At 71.8% G+C, this 16,152-nt stretch carries 13 protein-coding genes; 4 read left to right on the forward strand and 9 right to left on the reverse strand.

Features of this window, described 5'->3' with window-relative positions:
- Positions 1 to 13: 13 nt before the first annotated feature.
- From mntR to F6X53_RS05585, 8 genes are all read right to left on the reverse strand, one after another.
- On the reverse strand, positions 14 to 466 hold the full coding sequence (gene mntR, locus F6X53_RS05550; protein WP_150998008.1) for a manganese-binding transcriptional regulator MntR: 453 nt from the start codon (positions 464 to 466) through the stop codon (positions 14 to 16).
- A 131-nt stretch (positions 467 to 597) separates the two neighbouring features.
- Positions 598 to 2,286, reverse strand: a complete 1,689-nt coding sequence (locus tag F6X53_RS05555) for a thiamine pyrophosphate-binding protein (RefSeq protein WP_150998011.1) — start codon at positions 2,284 to 2,286, stop codon at positions 598 to 600.
- Positions 2,287 to 2,390: 104 nt separating this feature from the next.
- Positions 2,391 to 3,842: an amidase gene (locus F6X53_RS05560; protein WP_150998013.1), complete on the reverse strand. Its 1,452-nt coding sequence runs from the start codon at positions 3,840 to 3,842 to the stop codon at positions 2,391 to 2,393.
- A gap of 49 nt (positions 3,843 to 3,891) precedes the next feature.
- Complete coding sequence (locus tag F6X53_RS05565; protein WP_150998015.1) at positions 3,892 to 4,695, reverse strand: succinate dehydrogenase iron-sulfur subunit; 804 nt, start codon at positions 4,693 to 4,695, stop codon at positions 3,892 to 3,894.
- Between the two features lie 93 nt (positions 4,696 to 4,788).
- Positions 4,789 to 6,606, reverse strand: a complete 1,818-nt coding sequence (gene sdhA, locus F6X53_RS05570) for a succinate dehydrogenase flavoprotein subunit (RefSeq protein ID WP_150998017.1) — start codon at positions 6,604 to 6,606, stop codon at positions 4,789 to 4,791.
- A gap of 26 nt (positions 6,607 to 6,632) precedes the next feature.
- Complete coding sequence (gene sdhD, locus F6X53_RS05575; protein ID WP_150998019.1) at positions 6,633 to 7,046, reverse strand: succinate dehydrogenase, hydrophobic membrane anchor protein; 414 nt, start codon at positions 7,044 to 7,046, stop codon at positions 6,633 to 6,635.
- A gap of 12 nt (positions 7,047 to 7,058) precedes the next feature.
- Entirely contained in the window at positions 7,059 to 7,460 is a 402-nt protein-coding gene (sdhC, locus tag F6X53_RS05580) for a succinate dehydrogenase, cytochrome b556 subunit (RefSeq protein ID WP_150998021.1), read from the reverse strand.
- Positions 7,461 to 7,607: 147 nt separating this feature from the next.
- Positions 7,608 to 8,978: an SLC13 family permease gene (locus F6X53_RS05585; RefSeq protein ID WP_425324681.1), complete on the reverse strand. Its 1,371-nt coding sequence runs from the start codon at positions 8,976 to 8,978 to the stop codon at positions 7,608 to 7,610.
- Between the two features lie 280 nt (positions 8,979 to 9,258).
- Here F6X53_RS05585 and F6X53_RS05590 point away from each other — a divergent pair, with 280 nt between their 5' ends.
- Positions 9,259 to 10,143: a LysR family transcriptional regulator gene (locus F6X53_RS05590; RefSeq protein ID WP_191970714.1), complete on the forward strand. Its 885-nt coding sequence runs from the start codon at positions 9,259 to 9,261 to the stop codon at positions 10,141 to 10,143.
- A gap of 260 nt (positions 10,144 to 10,403) precedes the next feature.
- Positions 10,404 to 11,000, forward strand: a complete 597-nt coding sequence (locus tag F6X53_RS05595; RefSeq protein WP_150998022.1) for an AprI/Inh family metalloprotease inhibitor — start codon at positions 10,404 to 10,406, stop codon at positions 10,998 to 11,000.
- A gap of 85 nt (positions 11,001 to 11,085) precedes the next feature.
- Here F6X53_RS05595 and F6X53_RS05600 read toward each other — a convergent pair whose 3' ends face one another.
- Positions 11,086 to 12,852, reverse strand: coding sequence for an outer membrane beta-barrel protein (locus F6X53_RS05600; protein ID WP_238295978.1), 1,767 nt, complete (start codon positions 12,850 to 12,852; stop codon positions 11,086 to 11,088).
- A gap of 250 nt (positions 12,853 to 13,102) precedes the next feature.
- On the opposite strand from F6X53_RS05600, the gene F6X53_RS05605 reads away from it, so the two are divergent.
- Complete coding sequence (locus F6X53_RS05605) at positions 13,103 to 14,113, forward strand: KpsF/GutQ family sugar-phosphate isomerase (protein ID WP_150998025.1); 1,011 nt, start codon at positions 13,103 to 13,105, stop codon at positions 14,111 to 14,113.
- A gap of 43 nt (positions 14,114 to 14,156) precedes the next feature.
- Positions 14,157 to 16,142, forward strand: a complete 1,986-nt coding sequence (gene mutL, locus F6X53_RS05610; protein ID WP_150998027.1) for a DNA mismatch repair endonuclease MutL — start codon at positions 14,157 to 14,159, stop codon at positions 16,140 to 16,142.
- Positions 16,143 to 16,152: the final 10 nt, after the last annotated feature.

A 16,152-nucleotide genomic window follows, 5' to 3' on the forward strand; every position in this document is an offset into this window, starting at 1 on the left:
GCCGGGCGGCGGCTCACGCGTTCCGCTCGCCTGCGGCGAAGCGGCGGAAGGCCTCGAGGGTCTCGGTGCTGACGTGGTGCTCGATGCCCTCGGCATCGCGGCGGGCGGTCTCGGGGCTGACCCCGAGGGCGCAGAGGAAGCCCTCGACGATGCGGTGGCGCTCGCGGCTCTGCTCGGCGAGCACCCGGCCGGCCTCGGTCAGGAACACGCCCCGATAGGGACGCTGCTGAACGAAGCCCTCCTCGGCGAGCCGCTTGAGCATCTTGGCGACGGTGGGCTGGGCCACCCCGAGGCGGGCCGCGATGTCGACCTGGCGCGCCTCGCCGCCGTCGCCGATCAGGTCGGCGATCAGCTCCACGTAATCCTCGACGAGCTCGAGCCGGCGCGCCTCCCGGGCCTGCCGGAAGCTCTCGACATGGACTTCCGGATCGAGGAGGGCGGGCTCGGGTCGCGACGGTTCCTGCATGGTGCCGGCTTGTCTCCCCTCAGCCCCGTGCCGCTCCGGGCGCGATCGGCTCTCGGGCCCTGTGTAGCAAACGCAGGTGGGGGTGCGGGAGTCCCGTCCGCCGAATTCGCAGGTCCCGCTGCGCCCGGCCTTCAGGTCGGGCTGACGATCACCTCGATCAGGTTCGGCAGGCCGGAGGCGATGCCGGCCTCGATGGCCGGCGCGATCTCCTCGGCCCTCGTGATCCGGCGCGCCGCCACCCCCATCGAGGCCGCGAGCGCCGGGAAATCGAGGCGCGGATCGACGAGGTCCATGGCGATGAAGCGGTTCGCCCGGACCGAGGCGTAGTGCGTCTGGCTCTTCATGAACGTCTTCAGGATGTTGTACTCGGCGTTGTTGATCACCACGAAGGTGATGGGCAGCCGCTCGTGGGCGGCGCTCCACAGGGCCTGGGGCGAGTACATCGCCGCCCCGTCGCCGACGACGCAGACCACCGGGGCCCGGTCGAGGCCGAGCGAGAACCCCACCGAGGCCGGCATGCCCCAACCGAGCACCCCGCCGCGGATCGAGGAATATTGCCGGGTCCAGTTGCTGTGCAGGAAGGTGCGCAGGTGCCCGAGCGTGGCGGGCGCCTCGTCCACGATGGCGATGTCGGAGCCGACCGCGCGGGCGATCTCGCGGGCGGCGACGAGGGGCATCACCGCGGGAGCGCCGAATTGCGCGTCGGCCGCCGCGAACAACCTGGCACGCCGCGCGTCATAGGCGAGGACCGCCTTGGCGCGCTCCGCCGCGTAGGCCTCGCGGCGCTCGGCGATCCGGGCCTCGACCAGGGGCTGGAGCATCGCGAGGGAGGCCCGGATGTCGCCGACCATCGAGAGCGCCGTGACGTAGGTGCGCCCGAGATCGCGCACGTCGGCCGAGAGCTGGAACACCTGCGTGCCCGGCGGCACGGCCGAGCCTTCGGTGTACAAGACCGTGATCAGCGACTTGCCGCCCAGCGCGAAGACCGCGTCGTAAGCCCCGAGGATCGCGGCGATTTCGGTCGCCTTGGTGGGCAGGTTTCCGGCCCAGAGCGGATGCGCGGTGGGGAACGGGATATGGGCCGGCCAGGATGATCCGTAGACGGGGGCGGCGAGCGCGTCGGCGAGGCGCACCGCCTCCGCCGAGGCATCGCTCGCCTCGATCTCATCACCCGCGATCAGCGCCAGCCGTCCGGGCGGGATCGCCGCGAGGTGATCCGCCAGCCGGTCGAGGGAGCCCGCCACGGCGCAGCGATCGATGGTGGAGATCTCGCCCGGCGAGGCGTCGGTCATCTCCTCCATCACGTCCATGGGCAGCGACAGGAAGACCGGCCCGGAGGGGGCGGCGCTGGAATCGTGGAAGGCGCGCCGCAGGAGGATCGGCAGCTGGTCCGCATGCGTCACCTCGCGGGCCCATTTCACGGCCGGAGCCGCGATGGTGACGAGATCGCCGAACAGGAGCGGGTCGGTGAGGACGTGCCGGGAATCCTGCTGGCCCGCCGTCACCACGAGCGGCGTGCCGGTGATGTGGGCGTTGAGGAGGTTGCCGAAGCCGTGCCCGAGGCCGCCCGCCGTGTGCAGGTTGAGGAAGCCGGGCCGGCGCGCGCCCTGTGCGTAGCCGTCCGCCATCGCGACCGCGCTCGCCTCCTGCAGGGCCAGCACGTAGGCGATGTCGGTGGCCTCCGTCAGCGCATCGATCAGCGGCAGCTCGGTGGTGCCCGGATTGCCGAAGATGTAGCGGACGCCCTCGCTGCGCAGCACCTCGACGAGGACCGCCGCGCCGCGGCGGCGTCCTGGCGTCTCCGTGGTCGTGATCGTCATGGGCTCCTGCCTTCGGTGAGCGCCGCGCCTGCCGCCGAGGCTACGCCTTCGGGCGCGCGAGGCAATCTCCCGGCGCGCCGACTCCCTGCAGAGAATGGGTCGGTTCAGGCTGCGTCGAGGAGCGGCGGGCGCCGGCGCTCGACCCAGCGGGTCGCCGCGTCGTAGGCGGCGCCGAGTTCGAGGCAGGCGCGCTCGCCGTGGTTGCGGCCGACGATCTGGATGCCGGTCGGCAGTCCCTCCGGGCTGAAGCCGGCCGGCACGTTGAGGGCGGGCAGGCCGCTCATGGTGATCGGGATCACGACCTGCATCCAGCGGTGATAGGTGTCCATGTCGCGTCCGCCGACGCGCGCCGGCCAGGGCAGGGCGGCATCGAAGGGGAAGACCTGGGCGCTCGGCAGGGCCAGGAAATCGAAGCGCTGCATGAAGGCTCGCAGGGTCTCGTACCAGGCGCTGCGCCCGGCCTGGGCCGCCGCGACCCTGTCGGCATCGAGGGCGAGGCCGCGCTCGACCTCCCAGATCGCCTCTGGCTTCAGGAGCGCGCGCTTGACCGGGTCGGCGTAGAGCGGGCGCAGGCTGGAGGCCGTGAACCAGGCGCGCAGCACCAGCCAATCCTGCCACAGGGCCTCGAAATCGAAGGAGGGGCAGGCCTGCGCGACCTCGCAGCCGATCGCCGCAAAATCCTTGAGCGCCGCCTGCCCGAGTTCGAGCACGCCGGGCTCGAAGGGCAGGTGTCCGCGCAGGTCCCCGAGCCAGGCGATGCGGGTGCCCGCCACGTCGCGCGCGAGGGGAGCGGCGAAGGCGGCCGGGTCGGCCGCGATCGCGAGGGGATTGCGCGGATCGGGCCCGGCCTGGACCGACAGCATCAGGCCGATATCGGCGGGGGAGCGGCCGATCGCCCCCTCGACCGCGAGCCCCGGGGTGAACACGTCGGGGGCCGCCTGCGGGATGCGGCCGTAGCAGGGGCGCAGGCCGAAGAGGTTGTTGAAGGCGGGCGGGTTGCGCAGGGACCCGGCATGGTCGCTGCCGTCGGCGACCGGCTGCATCCGCAGCGCCACCGCGACGGCCGCCCCTCCGCTCGAGCCGCCGGCGGTGCGGGCAGGATCGTAGGCATTGCGGGTGGTGCCGTGGACCGGGTTGAAGGTCTGGGAGCCGAGGCCGAATTCCGGCGTGTTGGTCTTGCCGATGAAGAGGGCCCCGCCGCGGCGCAGGCGCTCCACCATGATGGCGTCGCTCTCGGCGATCCGGTCGCGGAAGATCGGCGAGCCCTGCGTGAAGGGCAGGCCCGCCACCGCCGCGAGGTCCTTCACGGCGAGGGGAAAGCCGTGGAGCGGGCCCCGGCTCCGCCCTCGGGCGAGTTCCGCGTCGCGCGCCGCCGCCTGCCGCAGCAGGTCGGCGCGCTCCTGCAGCGCCACGATGGCGTTGACGGCGGGGTTGAGCCGCTCGATCCGGTCGAGATAGGCGCCCATCACCGCGGCGCAGGAGATGCTGCGGGCATGGATCGCCCGGGACAGGGCGACGGCGCCGAGTTCGACGATGGCGCAGGTCTGCGACGTCATGGGCTCACCGCATGCAGGCCGGGTGCCGGGTGCCCGCCCGGCGGGCCCCTCAGACCTCGCGGGCGATCATCATCTTCTTGATCTCCGCGATGGCCTTGGCCGGGTTCAGGTTCTTCGGGCAGGTGTTGGCGCAGTTCATGATCGTGTGACAGCGATAGAGCCGGAACGGGTCGTGCAGTCCGTCGAGGCGCTCGCCGGCGCCCTCGTCGCGGCTGTCGATCAGCCAGCGATAGGCCTGGAGCAGGGCGGCGGGGCCGAGGAAGCGGTCGCCGTTCCACCAGTAGCTCGGGCAGGACGTGGTGCAGCAGGCGCAGAGGATGCACTCGTAGAGACCGTCGAGGCGGGCGCGGTCCTCCGGGGTCTGCTTCCACTCGGTCTCGGGCGAGGGCGTCTCGGTCTGGAGCCAGGGCTCGATCGCGGCGTGCTGGGCGAAGAAGTTCGTCAGGTCCGGAACGAGGTCCTTGAGCACCGGCATATGCGGCAGCGGGTAGATCCGCACCGCCGGGGACTTCTTGCCGGAGGAATGCGCCTTGCACTCGTCGATGCCCATGGTGCAGGCCAGCGCGTTCTGGCCCTCGATGTTCATGGCGCAGGAGCCGCAGATCCCCTCGCGGCAGGAGCGGCGGAAGACCAGCGTCGAATCGACCTTGTTCTTGATCCACAGGAGCGCGTCGAGGACCATCGGGCCGCAATCGTCGCGGTCGACCTGATAGGTGTCGACCCGCGGGTTGGCGCCGTCATCCGGGTTCCAGCGGTAGACGCGGAACTCGGTCAGCGTCTTGGCCCCCTGGGGCGCCGGCCAGGCCTTGCCCTCGTGGATCTGGGAATTCTTCGGGAGGGTGAACTGAGCCATGACTTTCTCGCTGTCACGAGGCCGAGACACGGCGGCTGGAGAACGCTGCCAGAGGCTCGTTCCACGCAGGCCGCCGCAGGAAAGAAAGAAGAGTCAGTACACCCGCGCCTTCGGCTCGATGTACTGGATCTCGTTCGACATCGTGTAGGTGTGGACCGGCCGGTAATCGATCGAGACCTGCTGGCTCTGCTCGTCGAGCCAGGAGAGGGTGTGCTTCATCCACTCCTTGTCGTCGCGGTCGGGGAAGTCCTCGCGGGCATGCGCGCCGCGCGATTCCTTGCGGTTGGCCGCCGATTCCATGGTGACGACCGCCTGGCCGATCAGGTTGTCGAATTCCAGCGTCTCCAGGAGGTCGGTGTTCCAGACCAGCGAGCGGTCGGTGATGCGGATATCGGCCGAGGCCGACCAGACCTTGTGGATCAGGCCCTTGCCCTCCTCCAGCACCTCGCCGGTGCGGAAGACCGCGCAGTTGTTCTGCATCGTCTTCTGCATCTCGAGGCGCAGCTCCGCCGTCGGCGTGCCGCCATCGGCGTAGCGGAAGCGGTCGAGGCGGCTCAGCGCCTTGTCGGCCGAGCCCTTGGGCAAATCCATCTGACGGCCGTTCGGCTCGACGATCTCGGCGCAGCGCAGGCCCGCCGCGCGGCCGAACACCACGAGGTCGATCAGCGAATTCGAGCCGAGGCGGTTGGCGCCGTGGACGGAGACGCAGGCCGCCTCGCCCAGCGCCATCAGGCCCGGGACCACCGTATCGGGGTTGCCGTCGCGCAGCGTCAGCACCTCGCCGTGATAGTTCGTCGGGATGCCACCCATGTTGTAGTGCACGGTCGGCAGAACCGGGATCGGCTCCCGGGTCACGTCGACGCCCGCGAAGATCTTGGCCGATTCCGAGATGCCCGGCAGGCGCTCGTGCAGGATCTTCGGGTCGAGGTGGTCGAGGTGCAGGAAGATGTGGTCACCTTGCTTGCCGACGCCGCGGCCGGCGCGGATCTCCATCGTCATCGAGCGCGAGACCACGTCGCGCGAGGCGAGGTCCTTGGCGGAGGGCGCGTAGCGCTCCATGAAGCGCTCGCCCTCGGAATTCGTCAGGTAGCCGCCCTCACCGCGCGCCCCTTCCGTGATGAGGCAGCCGGCCCCGTAGATGCCGGTCGGATGGAACTGCACGAATTCCATGTCCTGCAGCGGCAGGCCGGCCCGCAGCACCATGGCGTTGCCGTCGCCCGTGCAGGTATGGGCGGAGGTGGCCGAGAAGTAGGAGCGGCCGTAGCCGCCCGTCGCCAGGATCGTCATCTGGGCGCGGAAGCGGTGGATCTCGCCCGAGGCCTGGTCGATCGCGATGACGCCGACGCAGCGGCCCTCCTCGTCCATGATCAGGTCGAGGGCGAAGTACTCGATGAAGAAGTTGGTGTGGTTCTTCACCGCCTGCCCGTAGAGGGTGTGAAGCATGGCGTGGCCGGTGCGGTCGGCCGCCGCGCAGGTGCGCTGGGCCGTGCCCTTGCCGTAATCCGTCGTCATGCCGCCGAAGGGGCGCTGGTAGATCTTGCCCTCCTCGGTCCGCGAGAACGGGACGCCCCAATGCTCCAGCTCGTAGACCGCCGCCGGGGCGTTCCGCACGAGGTACTCGATCGCGTCCTGGTCGCCGAGCCAGTCGGAGCCCTTCACGGTGTCGTACATGTGCCAGCGCCAATCGTCCGGGCCCATGTTGCCGAGGGAGGCCGAGATGCCGCCCTGCGCCGCCACCGTGTGCGAGCGCGTCGGGAAGACCTTGCTGATGCAGGCGGTGCGCAGGCCCGCCTGGGAACAGCCGACCGTGGCGCGAAGCCCCGCGCCGCCGGCCCCGACGATCACCACGTCGAAGGTGTGGTCGTGGATGGTGTAGGCGGGCTGTGCCCCGTTCGATCCGCTGGCGGCCATGGTCGGCTCCTCAATCTCTCAGGGGGTCAGGCGAGGCGGCTCAAGCCCACGCGCAGGATCGCGTACAGGCAGGCGACGGCGACGATGACCGCGTAGAAGTTGTTGGCGAAGAGGGCGGCGATGCGCAGGCCCTTGTCGTGGACGTAATCCTCGATGATCACCTGCATGCCGAGGCGCATGTGGAGCGTCACCGAGATCACCGCGAGGATCAGGATCAGCGCCACGAGCGGGTGGCTCATCAGCGCCACCGCCTCCGGGTAGGACCGGCCCGCCATCAGGGCGATGATCACCACGAAGGCGACCATCAGGGGCGCGTTGGCGGCCGCCGTGAGGCGCTGCAGCCACCAATGTCCGGCGCCGTGGCCGGAGGGGCCGAGCCCCTGGACGCGGGCGCGCGGCGTGCGGATCGAGACGTTGGTGTTCTGGCGGTTGTCGGCCATCCGGAGGCTCCCTCAGCGCAGGATCAGGGCGAGCGCCCAGATCGTCACGGTGAGCGCCACCGAGCCGATCAGGGTGCCGCGCGAGAGCCACATCCGGCGCTCGCGGTCGAGGCCGAGGCCGAAATCCCAGAGGAAGTGGCGCAGGCCTCCGAGCATGTGGTGCAGCAGGATCCAGGTATAGGCGAAGAGCACCAGCCGCCCGAGGATCGAGCCGAAGAACCACGCCACGTAGCCGTAGGCCGCCGGGCCCGAGGCGAGGGCCACGAGCCAGATCGCCACGAGCGCCGTGCCGCCGTAGAGCGCCGTGCCGGTGATCCGGTGGAACACCGACATCGCCATCGTCCAGGTCCAGCGGTAGATCTGGAGGTGGGGCGAGAGCGGTTGGGCGACCGTGGGTCTGGCGGTTGGGGCCATCGTGGAGCGATCCTCGGATGGGTGAATGGGGGCGGGCGAAATCTGGAGTGGATCTAAGCTCGTATCGCTAGTGCGGCGCAGCGCAAGCCGCAATGCGGCATGAGGAGGCCTCCGCAGGAGGGCAGATTTGATATCGAATGCATTTTGTCACCGGATCTGTCCCAGGAATTGCCACCAAAGATAGTCGAGCGGCGCTGTTACAATCAGCGAGACGGTGCCGAGTGCCATCGTGATCTTGGTGGCATCGCGCAGCGTCACCCGCCCGAGGTCGCTAGCGAAGACGATCGGGGGCGCCTGATAGGGCAGGAACAGGATGGAATAGCCCACCACCTGCACCATCACGACGCTCATCAGGTCGAGGCCGGAGGCGCGCGACATCTCGCCCGCGAGCGCCGTGTAGAGGGCGGGCGCCCCGTTCGCCGTGACCACGAGGGCGAGCAGCGTCGCGACCAGGGTGAGGACGGCGAAGTTCTGCGCCGTCGCGCCGGGCTCGAGGGGCGCCACGGTCAGCAGTGCATGGCCGAGACGGGCGCCGAGGCCGGTCTCGTTGACCAGGGCCACGAGGCCGAGGAGCGCCGCGATATAGAAGCAGGTGCGCAGGTTCACGGCCGCGAAGGCCTCCGGCGCCAGCACGCCGATGCGCGGCATCAGACAGATCACCGCCGCCGTCAGCCCGACCCAGGCCGGGGCGATGTGGTGCAGGCTGTCGGTGACCCAGAATCCGAGGGTCGCGACGAGAATCACGGCGAGCCGCCGCTCCTCGGGCGAGAGCGGCGCGCGCGGCGGCGGCGTGGTCTCGGCGGCGCCCGGCTCCATCCGGTCGGGGAAGATCCGCAGGATCAGCCAGACCAGGAGCACGCCCTTCACCAGGGCCAGCACGGGGGCATGCAGGAGGAGGTAGGGCAGGTAGGCGAGGTGGAGGCCGTATTGCACCTCGGCGGTGCCCGCCATCACGAGGTTGGGGACATTGGCGGGCAGGATCGCGGCCGACAGGATCGGCGTGGCAAGCCCAACGGCCAGCACGGCCCCGGTGCGGCCCCGGCGCCCGGCCGCGAGCCCGAACCCGTCGCAGAGGGCGAGCACGACGGGCACGAGGAGCGCGATGCGCCCGAGATTGGAGGGCATCACGAAGGCGAGAGCGAAGGAGAGGCCGACGATCCCGGCGACGAAGCGGGCATAGGAGCCGGAGAGATGCACGGCGAGGGAGCGGGCGAGGCGGGCGCCGAGGCCCGTGCGCGTCATGGCATGGCCCACCACCATGCCGCTCAGCACCAGCCAGAACGCCGAGGAGGCAAAGCCCGAGAACACGGTCGAGGGCGCGCCGAGCCGGAACAGCATCGCGGCGGCGAAGAACAGCATCGCGGTGACGATCTCGGCCACCAGTGCCGTCGCCCACAGGCCCATGCAGAGCACGAGCAGGCCACCCGTGACGGTGGCGGCCGTCCCGCCCGGGAGCGCGACGGAGGCCGCGAGCGTGGGCAGGCTGGCTGATAGCCCGAAGAGGGCGCTCGCTGACATCGCGGCGTCCGATCCATCCTGAGACGGCGCGAGTCCCTTGTCCCGAGACGGGCGGCACCCTGCGCTTGGCCGGACTTTCTCTGGAACTGGTCCGGTTCGCAATTCGGAAGTGCTGGACACTGCCTTCGCGAACGGCGAAGGATGAAGCGACGATTTAAAGCGTGCACATCGGACTCTCCGCCTTGGGGTGGGCGGAGGCGAGCCTGCACGGGCCGCAGATGCCGGCCCAAGGCTTCGCCACCGGCGGAAGCATCGGCACGGAACGAGAGGTGTGCGGGCGATGATGCGATTCGACCTCGTGGATCTCAGCCTGTTCCGGCACGTGGTGGAGGCGGGCTCGATCACGCACGGGGCGGAACGGGGCCATCTGGCGCTCGCGGCAGCCTCGACGCGCATCCGCGCCATGGAGGAATCCCTCGGCGCCGCGCTCCTGATCCGCCATCGACAGGGGGTGACGCCGACGCCGGCGGGCCGGGCGCTCCTCGCCCATGCCCGCACGCTGCTCACCGATATCGAGCGGATGCAGGGGGAGCTCTCGGCCTATTCGGGGGGCACCGCCGGCCAGATCCGGGTGCTGTCGAACACCCACGCGCTCACCGAGTTCCTGCCGGAGGCGCTCTCGGCCTATCTCGCGGCGCATCCCGGCATCAGCGTCGACATCGACGAGCGCACCTCCGACGAGATCGTCGGCCTCGTGGCCGAAGGGGCGGCCGATCTCGGCATCGTCTCGGGCACGGTCGATACCGGCCAGTTGCAGACCTTCCCGTTCCGGCAGGACCGGTTCGTGCTGGTGGCGGCGACTGGCCATCCCCTGGCCGAGCAGGACCGCGTCGCCTTCGCGGAGGTGCTGAACCACGACCTCGTCGGCCTCGACCGCCTCAGCGCCATCACGCGGTTCCTGGCCGAGAAGGCGGCGCGGATCGGCCGGCCGATGCGCCTGCGGGTGCAGTTGCGCAGCTTCGACGCGGTCTGCCGCCTCGTGGAGTGCCGGGTCGGCCTCGGCATCGTGCCGGAGACGACCGCACGGCGCGCCGCCCGCGCCATGGGTATCCGGGTGGTCCCCCTCGTGGATATCTGGGCCGCCCGCGACCTCACCCTCTGCCTGCGCGACCTCGCGGCGCTCCCGGCCTTCGCGCAGGACTTCGTGGCGCATCTGCGGGCATGAGACGCGGTGAGGGCAGGGGCGCTTGCCCGATCGCTCGGGACCGGGCTCGGCGCCCCGCGCGACAGCGAGATCGAGTCGGCGGCGGGTGCGCCTGCGGCCCCGCCGCCACACTCGCGGGAAAAGGGAGGCGCGGGGCCGCTTCCCCCGCCCGAGGCCCGGCGGCTGCCTTGCGGGCAGCGCAATTGGCGGTGAGGCAGTCGGGCCATCGCTCCCGCCCGCGTCCCGCGCGCTGCGGGCGGCCATCCGGGGAAGTGGAATCGATGCCGCGTCAGGTCCTGTCGTCTCTTGCCGTCGTCGCGCTCGCGGCGGGACTCGCCGCCTGCAGCAGCACCAGCCGCTTCGACGGGCCGCGGACCCGTGGTGGGCCGGGGCCGCAGGCGGCCCTGGAGTCGAACGTGCCGGCTATGCCCTCGGGGGCCGTGACGACCGCGCCGCTCGCCCCTCCGCCGGGCGCCACCGCGGCGCCGGACGGGCCGCCCCCGGTCGGGGGGGCGGTCGCGGCCGCGGTGCCCCCGGGCTCGAACATCATCGCGGAGCCCGTGACGCCGCCTCCGCCGCCCCCGCCCGTGGTGGCGACGGGTCGCTCGTCGGTGGTGGGGAGCTGGAACGCCAAGGACGCCACGGGGGGAAGCTGCAAGGTCTCCCTGTCGAGCGCGCCCGCCCTCGACCTCTACAAGGCCTCGGCCTCGGGATGCCCGAACAAGGACCTCGCCAAGGTCACGGCCTGGGATTACCGCGACGGCGAGGTCTATCTCTATCAGGCCGGCGGCACCGTGGCGGCCCGCCTGCGCCAGGGCGGGAGCGCCCTCGACGGGGCGCTGACGAAGTCCGGCGCCTCGCTGGCCCTGGTGCGCTGAGCCGGGAGACCCGCTCGGGTCCTTCGGACCAGCTCGGGTCCCTGGACCTGCGGAGGGGCGTCCCGGCGCCCGCTCGCCCGGTGCCTCACGGGTTCACCCGCAGGCCGAGCAGGAAGGTGTTGTCCTTGAAGCTGCCGCTCGCCACCGTGCTGTCCACCTGCTGGTAGACGTAGGTGCCGCGCATCGTGAGCCAGCGGTTGAAGCGATAATCCAGGCGGGCGGTGGCCGAGAAACCGGTCTCCCGGATATTGGTGCCCTGGTAATCGTTGCGCAGGAAGGCGGCCCCGAGGGTGATGGAGAGGTTGCGCAGGAGGTCGTGCTGCACCTCCACGGTCTCGGCTTCGGTGAGGATGCCGCTGGAGCCGATGACGCTGGTCTCGGTGATGCCCGTCACCGCCCCGATCCGCACGGTGGTGAGCGGGCTCACCGCCCAGATCAGATTGGCGTTGAGGATCGGTGCCGTGATGTCGCGCAGGGCCGGGTCGACATAGGTCCGGTGCTGGAAGCCCGCCGAGACCTCGCCCGAGACGAAGCGGGTCAGGTTGAAGGCGGCGCCCGCCGCCACCGCGACCCCGTCCGAGTCCCGGCGCAGGCCCGCCGAGTCGCGCACGAGGTCGTAGACCCGGGTGTCCCCGAGCACGTCCACGAATGGCGAGATCACCGGGGAAATCTCGTAGGACGCGCGCAGGCGCAGGCCGTACTGGTTCAGGTTGCGGTCGGCGAGGCTCAGGACCGTGCCGTTCGAGAGCCGGGCATCCTCGTACTCGCTGCGGTCGACCGAGCCGCGCAGCGAGACCTGGAGCCGGTTGAAGGTCTGCGTCGCCCCGACCGTGGTGCCGTAGGTCGCCACGATCGGGCGCGAGGCGGAGACGACCTGCAGGTCGGGGCTGCCCGTGCGCTGGGTGTCGACGAGGAAGCGGCCCTCGACGTCGAGGCGCAGATCCCGGTTGGCGTCGACGCGCAGCCGCACCGAGCCGGCCCCGTTCGGGCGGCTCGCCGCGTCGTTCTCGGGCACTTCGAGGTAGCCGGCGCGCAATTCGCCCGCGAGCTCGCTCGCCGACCAATCGCTGCGGAAGTTGAGCTCGCCCTCGCTGCGCAGCGCCACCGAGCCCTTGGCGAGGCGCGCGGTGGTCTGGTCCGGGTTGGAATCGTAGCCCAGGCTCTGGGTGAAGGACGGGAAGAACGTGAAGCTGCCGAGCCGGATCCCGAGGGGCGCGTAGGCGTCGTCGATCGGAAGGAGGGGGCGCCGGAGCGCGAAGCCGAGCAGCGCCCCCGGGGTCTGCAGGCCGAGGATCGGCAGCGCCCCCGGGAAGGTCGTCGGCAGCGGCACGCCCACCACGGGGTTCTGCACCACCGGGCTGAGGCGCAAGGCCGGCGGGGGGACCTGCGTCGCCTGCTGGGTGATGGCGCGCGTCGCCGTGCCGATCCGCCGGGGCGGGGCCGCGCGCTGGCGCAGGAGGTTCGAGGGCGCGCGATTGTTCGGGGCCGTGGCGGAGCGCTCGGCGGCCAGGGTGGAGCGCTGGGCCGTGCCCAGGATCGCGCGGCCGGGGACGTTCGGTCCGACCCCGGCGGAATCGTCGCCCGCGCCGCTGGTGCCGCCGAGCCCCCCCGCCGCCGCGGGATTGCGCCCGGTGCGCAGGGCCGGCAGGCCGTCATCGCCCGGGGCCTGTCCGGCACCCGGATTCTCCGCGCTTCCCGGCACCGGCGGCGTGGCGCTGAAGGAGGGCGTCTGCGCCTGGGCCGGCGCAAGGCCGAGGACGGCCAGAGGCAGCGCGACGAGGAGGCGGAGCCCCGCAGGCCCCCGCCGGCCCGGCGCCGTGGCATCCCTCGCGATCGACCGCCCCCGTGCCACCGCCCCTCGATCCCCCGCATCGCGTGCCGGGGCGCCCGTTCTGGACAGGGGCACCGCGCATGGTTAACGGGCCTACAACGGTCGCGGTTAACGGGCGGTCAACGGGCCGCCGGCACGGGAGAGATGCGGGCTTTTGGAGTCCGGGCGCGGCCGCAGCCGCCATCCGACCACATTCGCCGGCCAAGGAATTCGGAACGGACGCAATCCGGGGCAGGCGCTCCGGCGACACGCGATGGGGAGCGGGCCCGACATGGCTCTGGCACAGCGGGTTCAGGACACCGGCGAGGCGCAGCCGGCAGCGGCGGTCGCCTCGGCCCTGCGCACCATCGGCACGGAGCGGGACGGCCTCGCCTGCCTGATGGAGGCGATCGGCAACGGGCTCGGGGCCCCCTTCACGGCCGCCGTGGAGCGGATCGCCCGGGCGCGGGGCCGGGTCATCCTCACAGGCATGGGCAAGTCCGGCCATATCGGCCGCAAGATCGCCGCGACCTTCGCCTCCACGGGGACGCCGGCCCTCTATGTCCACCCGGCCGAGGCGAGCCACGGCGATCTCGGCATGATCCAGCCCGACGACGTGGTGCTGGCGCTCTCCTGGTCCGGCGAGACCACGGAACTCGCCGACATCATCGGCTACGCCAAGCGCTATCGCGTCGGGCTCGTGGCGATCACCGCGAACGCCGCCTCGACGCTCGGCCGCGAGGCCGACATCTGCCTGACGCTGCCGAAGGCCCGCGAGGCCTGCCCGAACGGCCTCGCTCCGACGACCTCGACGGCGATGCAGCTGGCGCTGGGCGACGCGCTCGCGGTGGCGCTCCTGGAGGATCGCGGCTTCTCGGCGCGGGAATTCTCGATCTACCACCCGGGCGGGCGCCTCGGCGCGTCGCTGCGCCAGGTGCGCGAGGTGATGCATGCGGGCGACCAGCTCCCGGTGGTGCCCCGCGGCACCCCGATGCGGACCGCGATCGCGGAGATCGACGCCAAGGGCTTCGGCTCGGTGATCGTGGTGGAGGCCGACGGGCGCCTCGCCGGCATCGTCACGGACGGCGACTTGCGCCGCAACGTCTTCCGCCGGGACCTCGACACCCTCACGGTCGAGGCCGTGATGAGCGCGACGCCCCGGACCGTGAACCCCGAGACGCTGCTGGCCAAGGCGCTGGAGATCCAGGAATCCTCGAAGATCACGGCCCTGATCGTGACCGTGGACGGGCGCCCGGTGGGACTTGTCCACTACCACGACCTCCTGCGCTCGGGCGTCGCCTGAGCCCCCGGTGGATCGGGCCTTCCGGTCCCCTTATATCTCCTTGATGCTTCGCCCGGTCCGCCGCCTCGATCCGATCCTCGTCGACCGCATCGCGGCGGGCGAGGTGGTGGAGCGCCCGGCCTCGGCCGTGAAGGAGCTCGTCGAGAACGCCATCGACGCGGGCGCCCGCGCCGTCGAGGTGACGGTGGAGGCCGGCGGGCGCCGCCTGATCCGGGTCGTCGACGACGGCGTCGGCATGCGTGCCGAGGACCTAGCCCTCGCGGTCGAGCGGCACGCCACCTCCAAGCTTCCCGGGGGCGATCTCAGCCGCATCGACAGCCTGGGCTTTCGCGGCGAGGCCCTGCCCTCGATCGGCGCGGTGGCGCGCCTCACCATCACGACCCGCACGGCCGAGGCGGATTCGGGCTCGGCGCTCACCGTCGATGCCGGCCGCAAGGGCGAGGTCCGGCCGGCATCCGCCGCCCGCGGCACGCGGATCGAGGTGGCCGAATTGTTCTCGGCGACGCCCGCGCGGCTCAAGTTCCTCAAGTCCGACCGGGCCGAGAACGCCGCCATCGCGGACATCCTGCGCCGGCTCGCGGTGGCGCATCCGGGCATCCGCTTCACCCTGCGCACCGAGAGCGGCAACCCGCTGATCTTCCCCGCCGAGACGGCGGAGGGCCCGGCCGCCACCCTGCGCCGGCTCGTCGCGGTGCTGGGGCCGGATTTCGGCCCGAACGCGGTGCCGGTCGATCTGGCGCGCGAGGGCTTCAGCCTGTCCGGCCATGTCGGCCTGCCGACCTTCCACCGGGGGGCGGCGAACCACATCCACTTCACCGTGAACGGGCGCCCGGTGCGCGACCGCCTGCTCCTCGGGGCCGTGCGGGGGGCCTATGCCGACACCATGGCCTCCGATCGCCACCCGGTTCTGGGGCTGAGTCTCGCCTGCGACCCGGGACAGGTCGACGTCAATGTCCACCCGGCCAAAACCGAGCTGCGCTTCCGCGAGCCGGGTCTGGTGCGGGCCCTGATCGTCAGCGCGATCCACGAGGCGCTCCGCCGCGGCGGCGCCCGTGCCTCCACCACCAACGCCGCCCGGACGCTGGACGCCCTCCGGCCGATGGGATCGGGGCCGATGGGATCGCGGCCGATGGGATCGGGGCCGACCGGAATGGGACCGGCGGGATCGGCGAGCACCGGGCAGGCCGCATCGTTCAGCGTGCATTCCGGCGCCTCCACGCCGAGCCTGTTCCAGCCCACCCGGCCGAGCGCCTTCCGGGCCGGCGGCCCCTCCTTCGGTGCGCCGGCGGGCCAGGGCCGTGCCCCCTCGACTGGGGGATGGGGCTTCGGCGAGGCGCCCCAGGCCGGGCTCGCGCCCGACCTCGCCCCGCCCGCGGCCGATCTCCGCGAGGCCGAGGCGGCGAGCGGCGAGGCTCTCGATCACCCCCTCGGCGCCGCCCGCGCCCAGCTCCACGAGACATACATCGTCGCCCAGACCCGCGACGGCATCGTCCTGGTCGACCAGCACGCGGCCCACGAGCGCCTTGTCTACGAGCGGTTGAAGCGCGAGCGGGCGCAGGGCGGCATCGGCCGGCAGGGCCTCCTGATCCCGGACGTCGTCGAGATGGCACCCCACGAGGCCGAGCGGCTGGTCGCCGCCGCCGCCGATCTCGCCCGGCTTGGCCTGACGATCGAGGCCTTCGGGCCGGGTGCCGTGCTGGTGCGCGAGATCCCGGCGATCCTCGGCGACGCCTCGGTCCGCAACCTCGTCACCGACATCCTCGACGCGCTGGCCGAGAGCGGGCTGGAGGAGGGCGCCGAGGCCGATCCGCAGGAGGGCGGTCCCCTCGGGCGCCGTCTCGACGCGATCCTGTCGCGCATGAGCTGCCACGGCTCGATCCGGGCCGGCCGGCGCCTGCGCCCGGAGGAGATGAACGCGCTCCTGCGCGAGATGGAGGCGACGCCGCTCTCCGGCTCGTGCAACCACGGCCGCCCGACCTTCGTCGCCCTCAAGCTCGCCGATATCGAGCGCCTGTTCGGGCGGCGCTGACCCGATCCGG

It is taken from the genome of Methylobacterium soli (assembly GCF_008806385.1).
GTDB lineage: Bacteria > Pseudomonadota > Alphaproteobacteria > Rhizobiales > Beijerinckiaceae > Methylobacterium > Methylobacterium soli.

What these genes read in the sequence shown, in the direction of transcription:
- sdhD (WP_150998019.1), bottom strand. Translation starts at nt 7,046, where the DNA reads ATGGCCGACAACCGCCAGAACACCAACGTCTCGATCCGCACGCCGCGC.
- F6X53_RS05590 (WP_191970714.1), top strand. Translation starts at nt 9,259, where the DNA reads ATGATGCGATTCGACCTCGTGGATCTCAGCCTGTTCCGGCACGTGGTG.
- F6X53_RS05605 (WP_150998025.1), top strand. Translation starts at nt 13,103, where the DNA reads ATGGCTCTGGCACAGCGGGTTCAGGACACCGGCGAGGCGCAGCCGGCA.
- F6X53_RS05585 (WP_425324681.1), bottom strand. Translation starts at nt 8,978, where the DNA reads ATGTCAGCGAGCGCCCTCTTCGGGCTATCAGCCAGCCTGCCCACGCTC.
- F6X53_RS05565 (WP_150998015.1), bottom strand. Translation starts at nt 4,695, where the DNA reads ATGGCTCAGTTCACCCTCCCGAAGAATTCCCAGATCCACGAGGGCAAG.
- F6X53_RS05595 (WP_150998022.1), top strand. Translation starts at nt 10,404, where the DNA reads ATGCCGCGTCAGGTCCTGTCGTCTCTTGCCGTCGTCGCGCTCGCGGCG.
- F6X53_RS05555 (WP_150998011.1), bottom strand. Translation starts at nt 2,286, where the DNA reads ATGACGATCACGACCACGGAGACGCCAGGACGCCGCCGCGGCGCGGCG.
- mutL (WP_150998027.1), top strand. Translation starts at nt 14,157, where the DNA reads ATGCTTCGCCCGGTCCGCCGCCTCGATCCGATCCTCGTCGACCGCATC.
- sdhC (WP_150998021.1), bottom strand. Translation starts at nt 7,460, where the DNA reads ATGGCCCCAACCGCCAGACCCACGGTCGCCCAACCGCTCTCGCCCCAC.
- F6X53_RS05560 (WP_150998013.1), bottom strand. Translation starts at nt 3,842, where the DNA reads ATGACGTCGCAGACCTGCGCCATCGTCGAACTCGGCGCCGTCGCCCTG.
- mntR (WP_150998008.1), bottom strand. Translation starts at nt 466, where the DNA reads ATGCAGGAACCGTCGCGACCCGAGCCCGCCCTCCTCGATCCGGAAGTC.
- sdhA (WP_150998017.1), bottom strand. Translation starts at nt 6,606, where the DNA reads ATGGCCGCCAGCGGATCGAACGGGGCACAGCCCGCCTACACCATCCAC.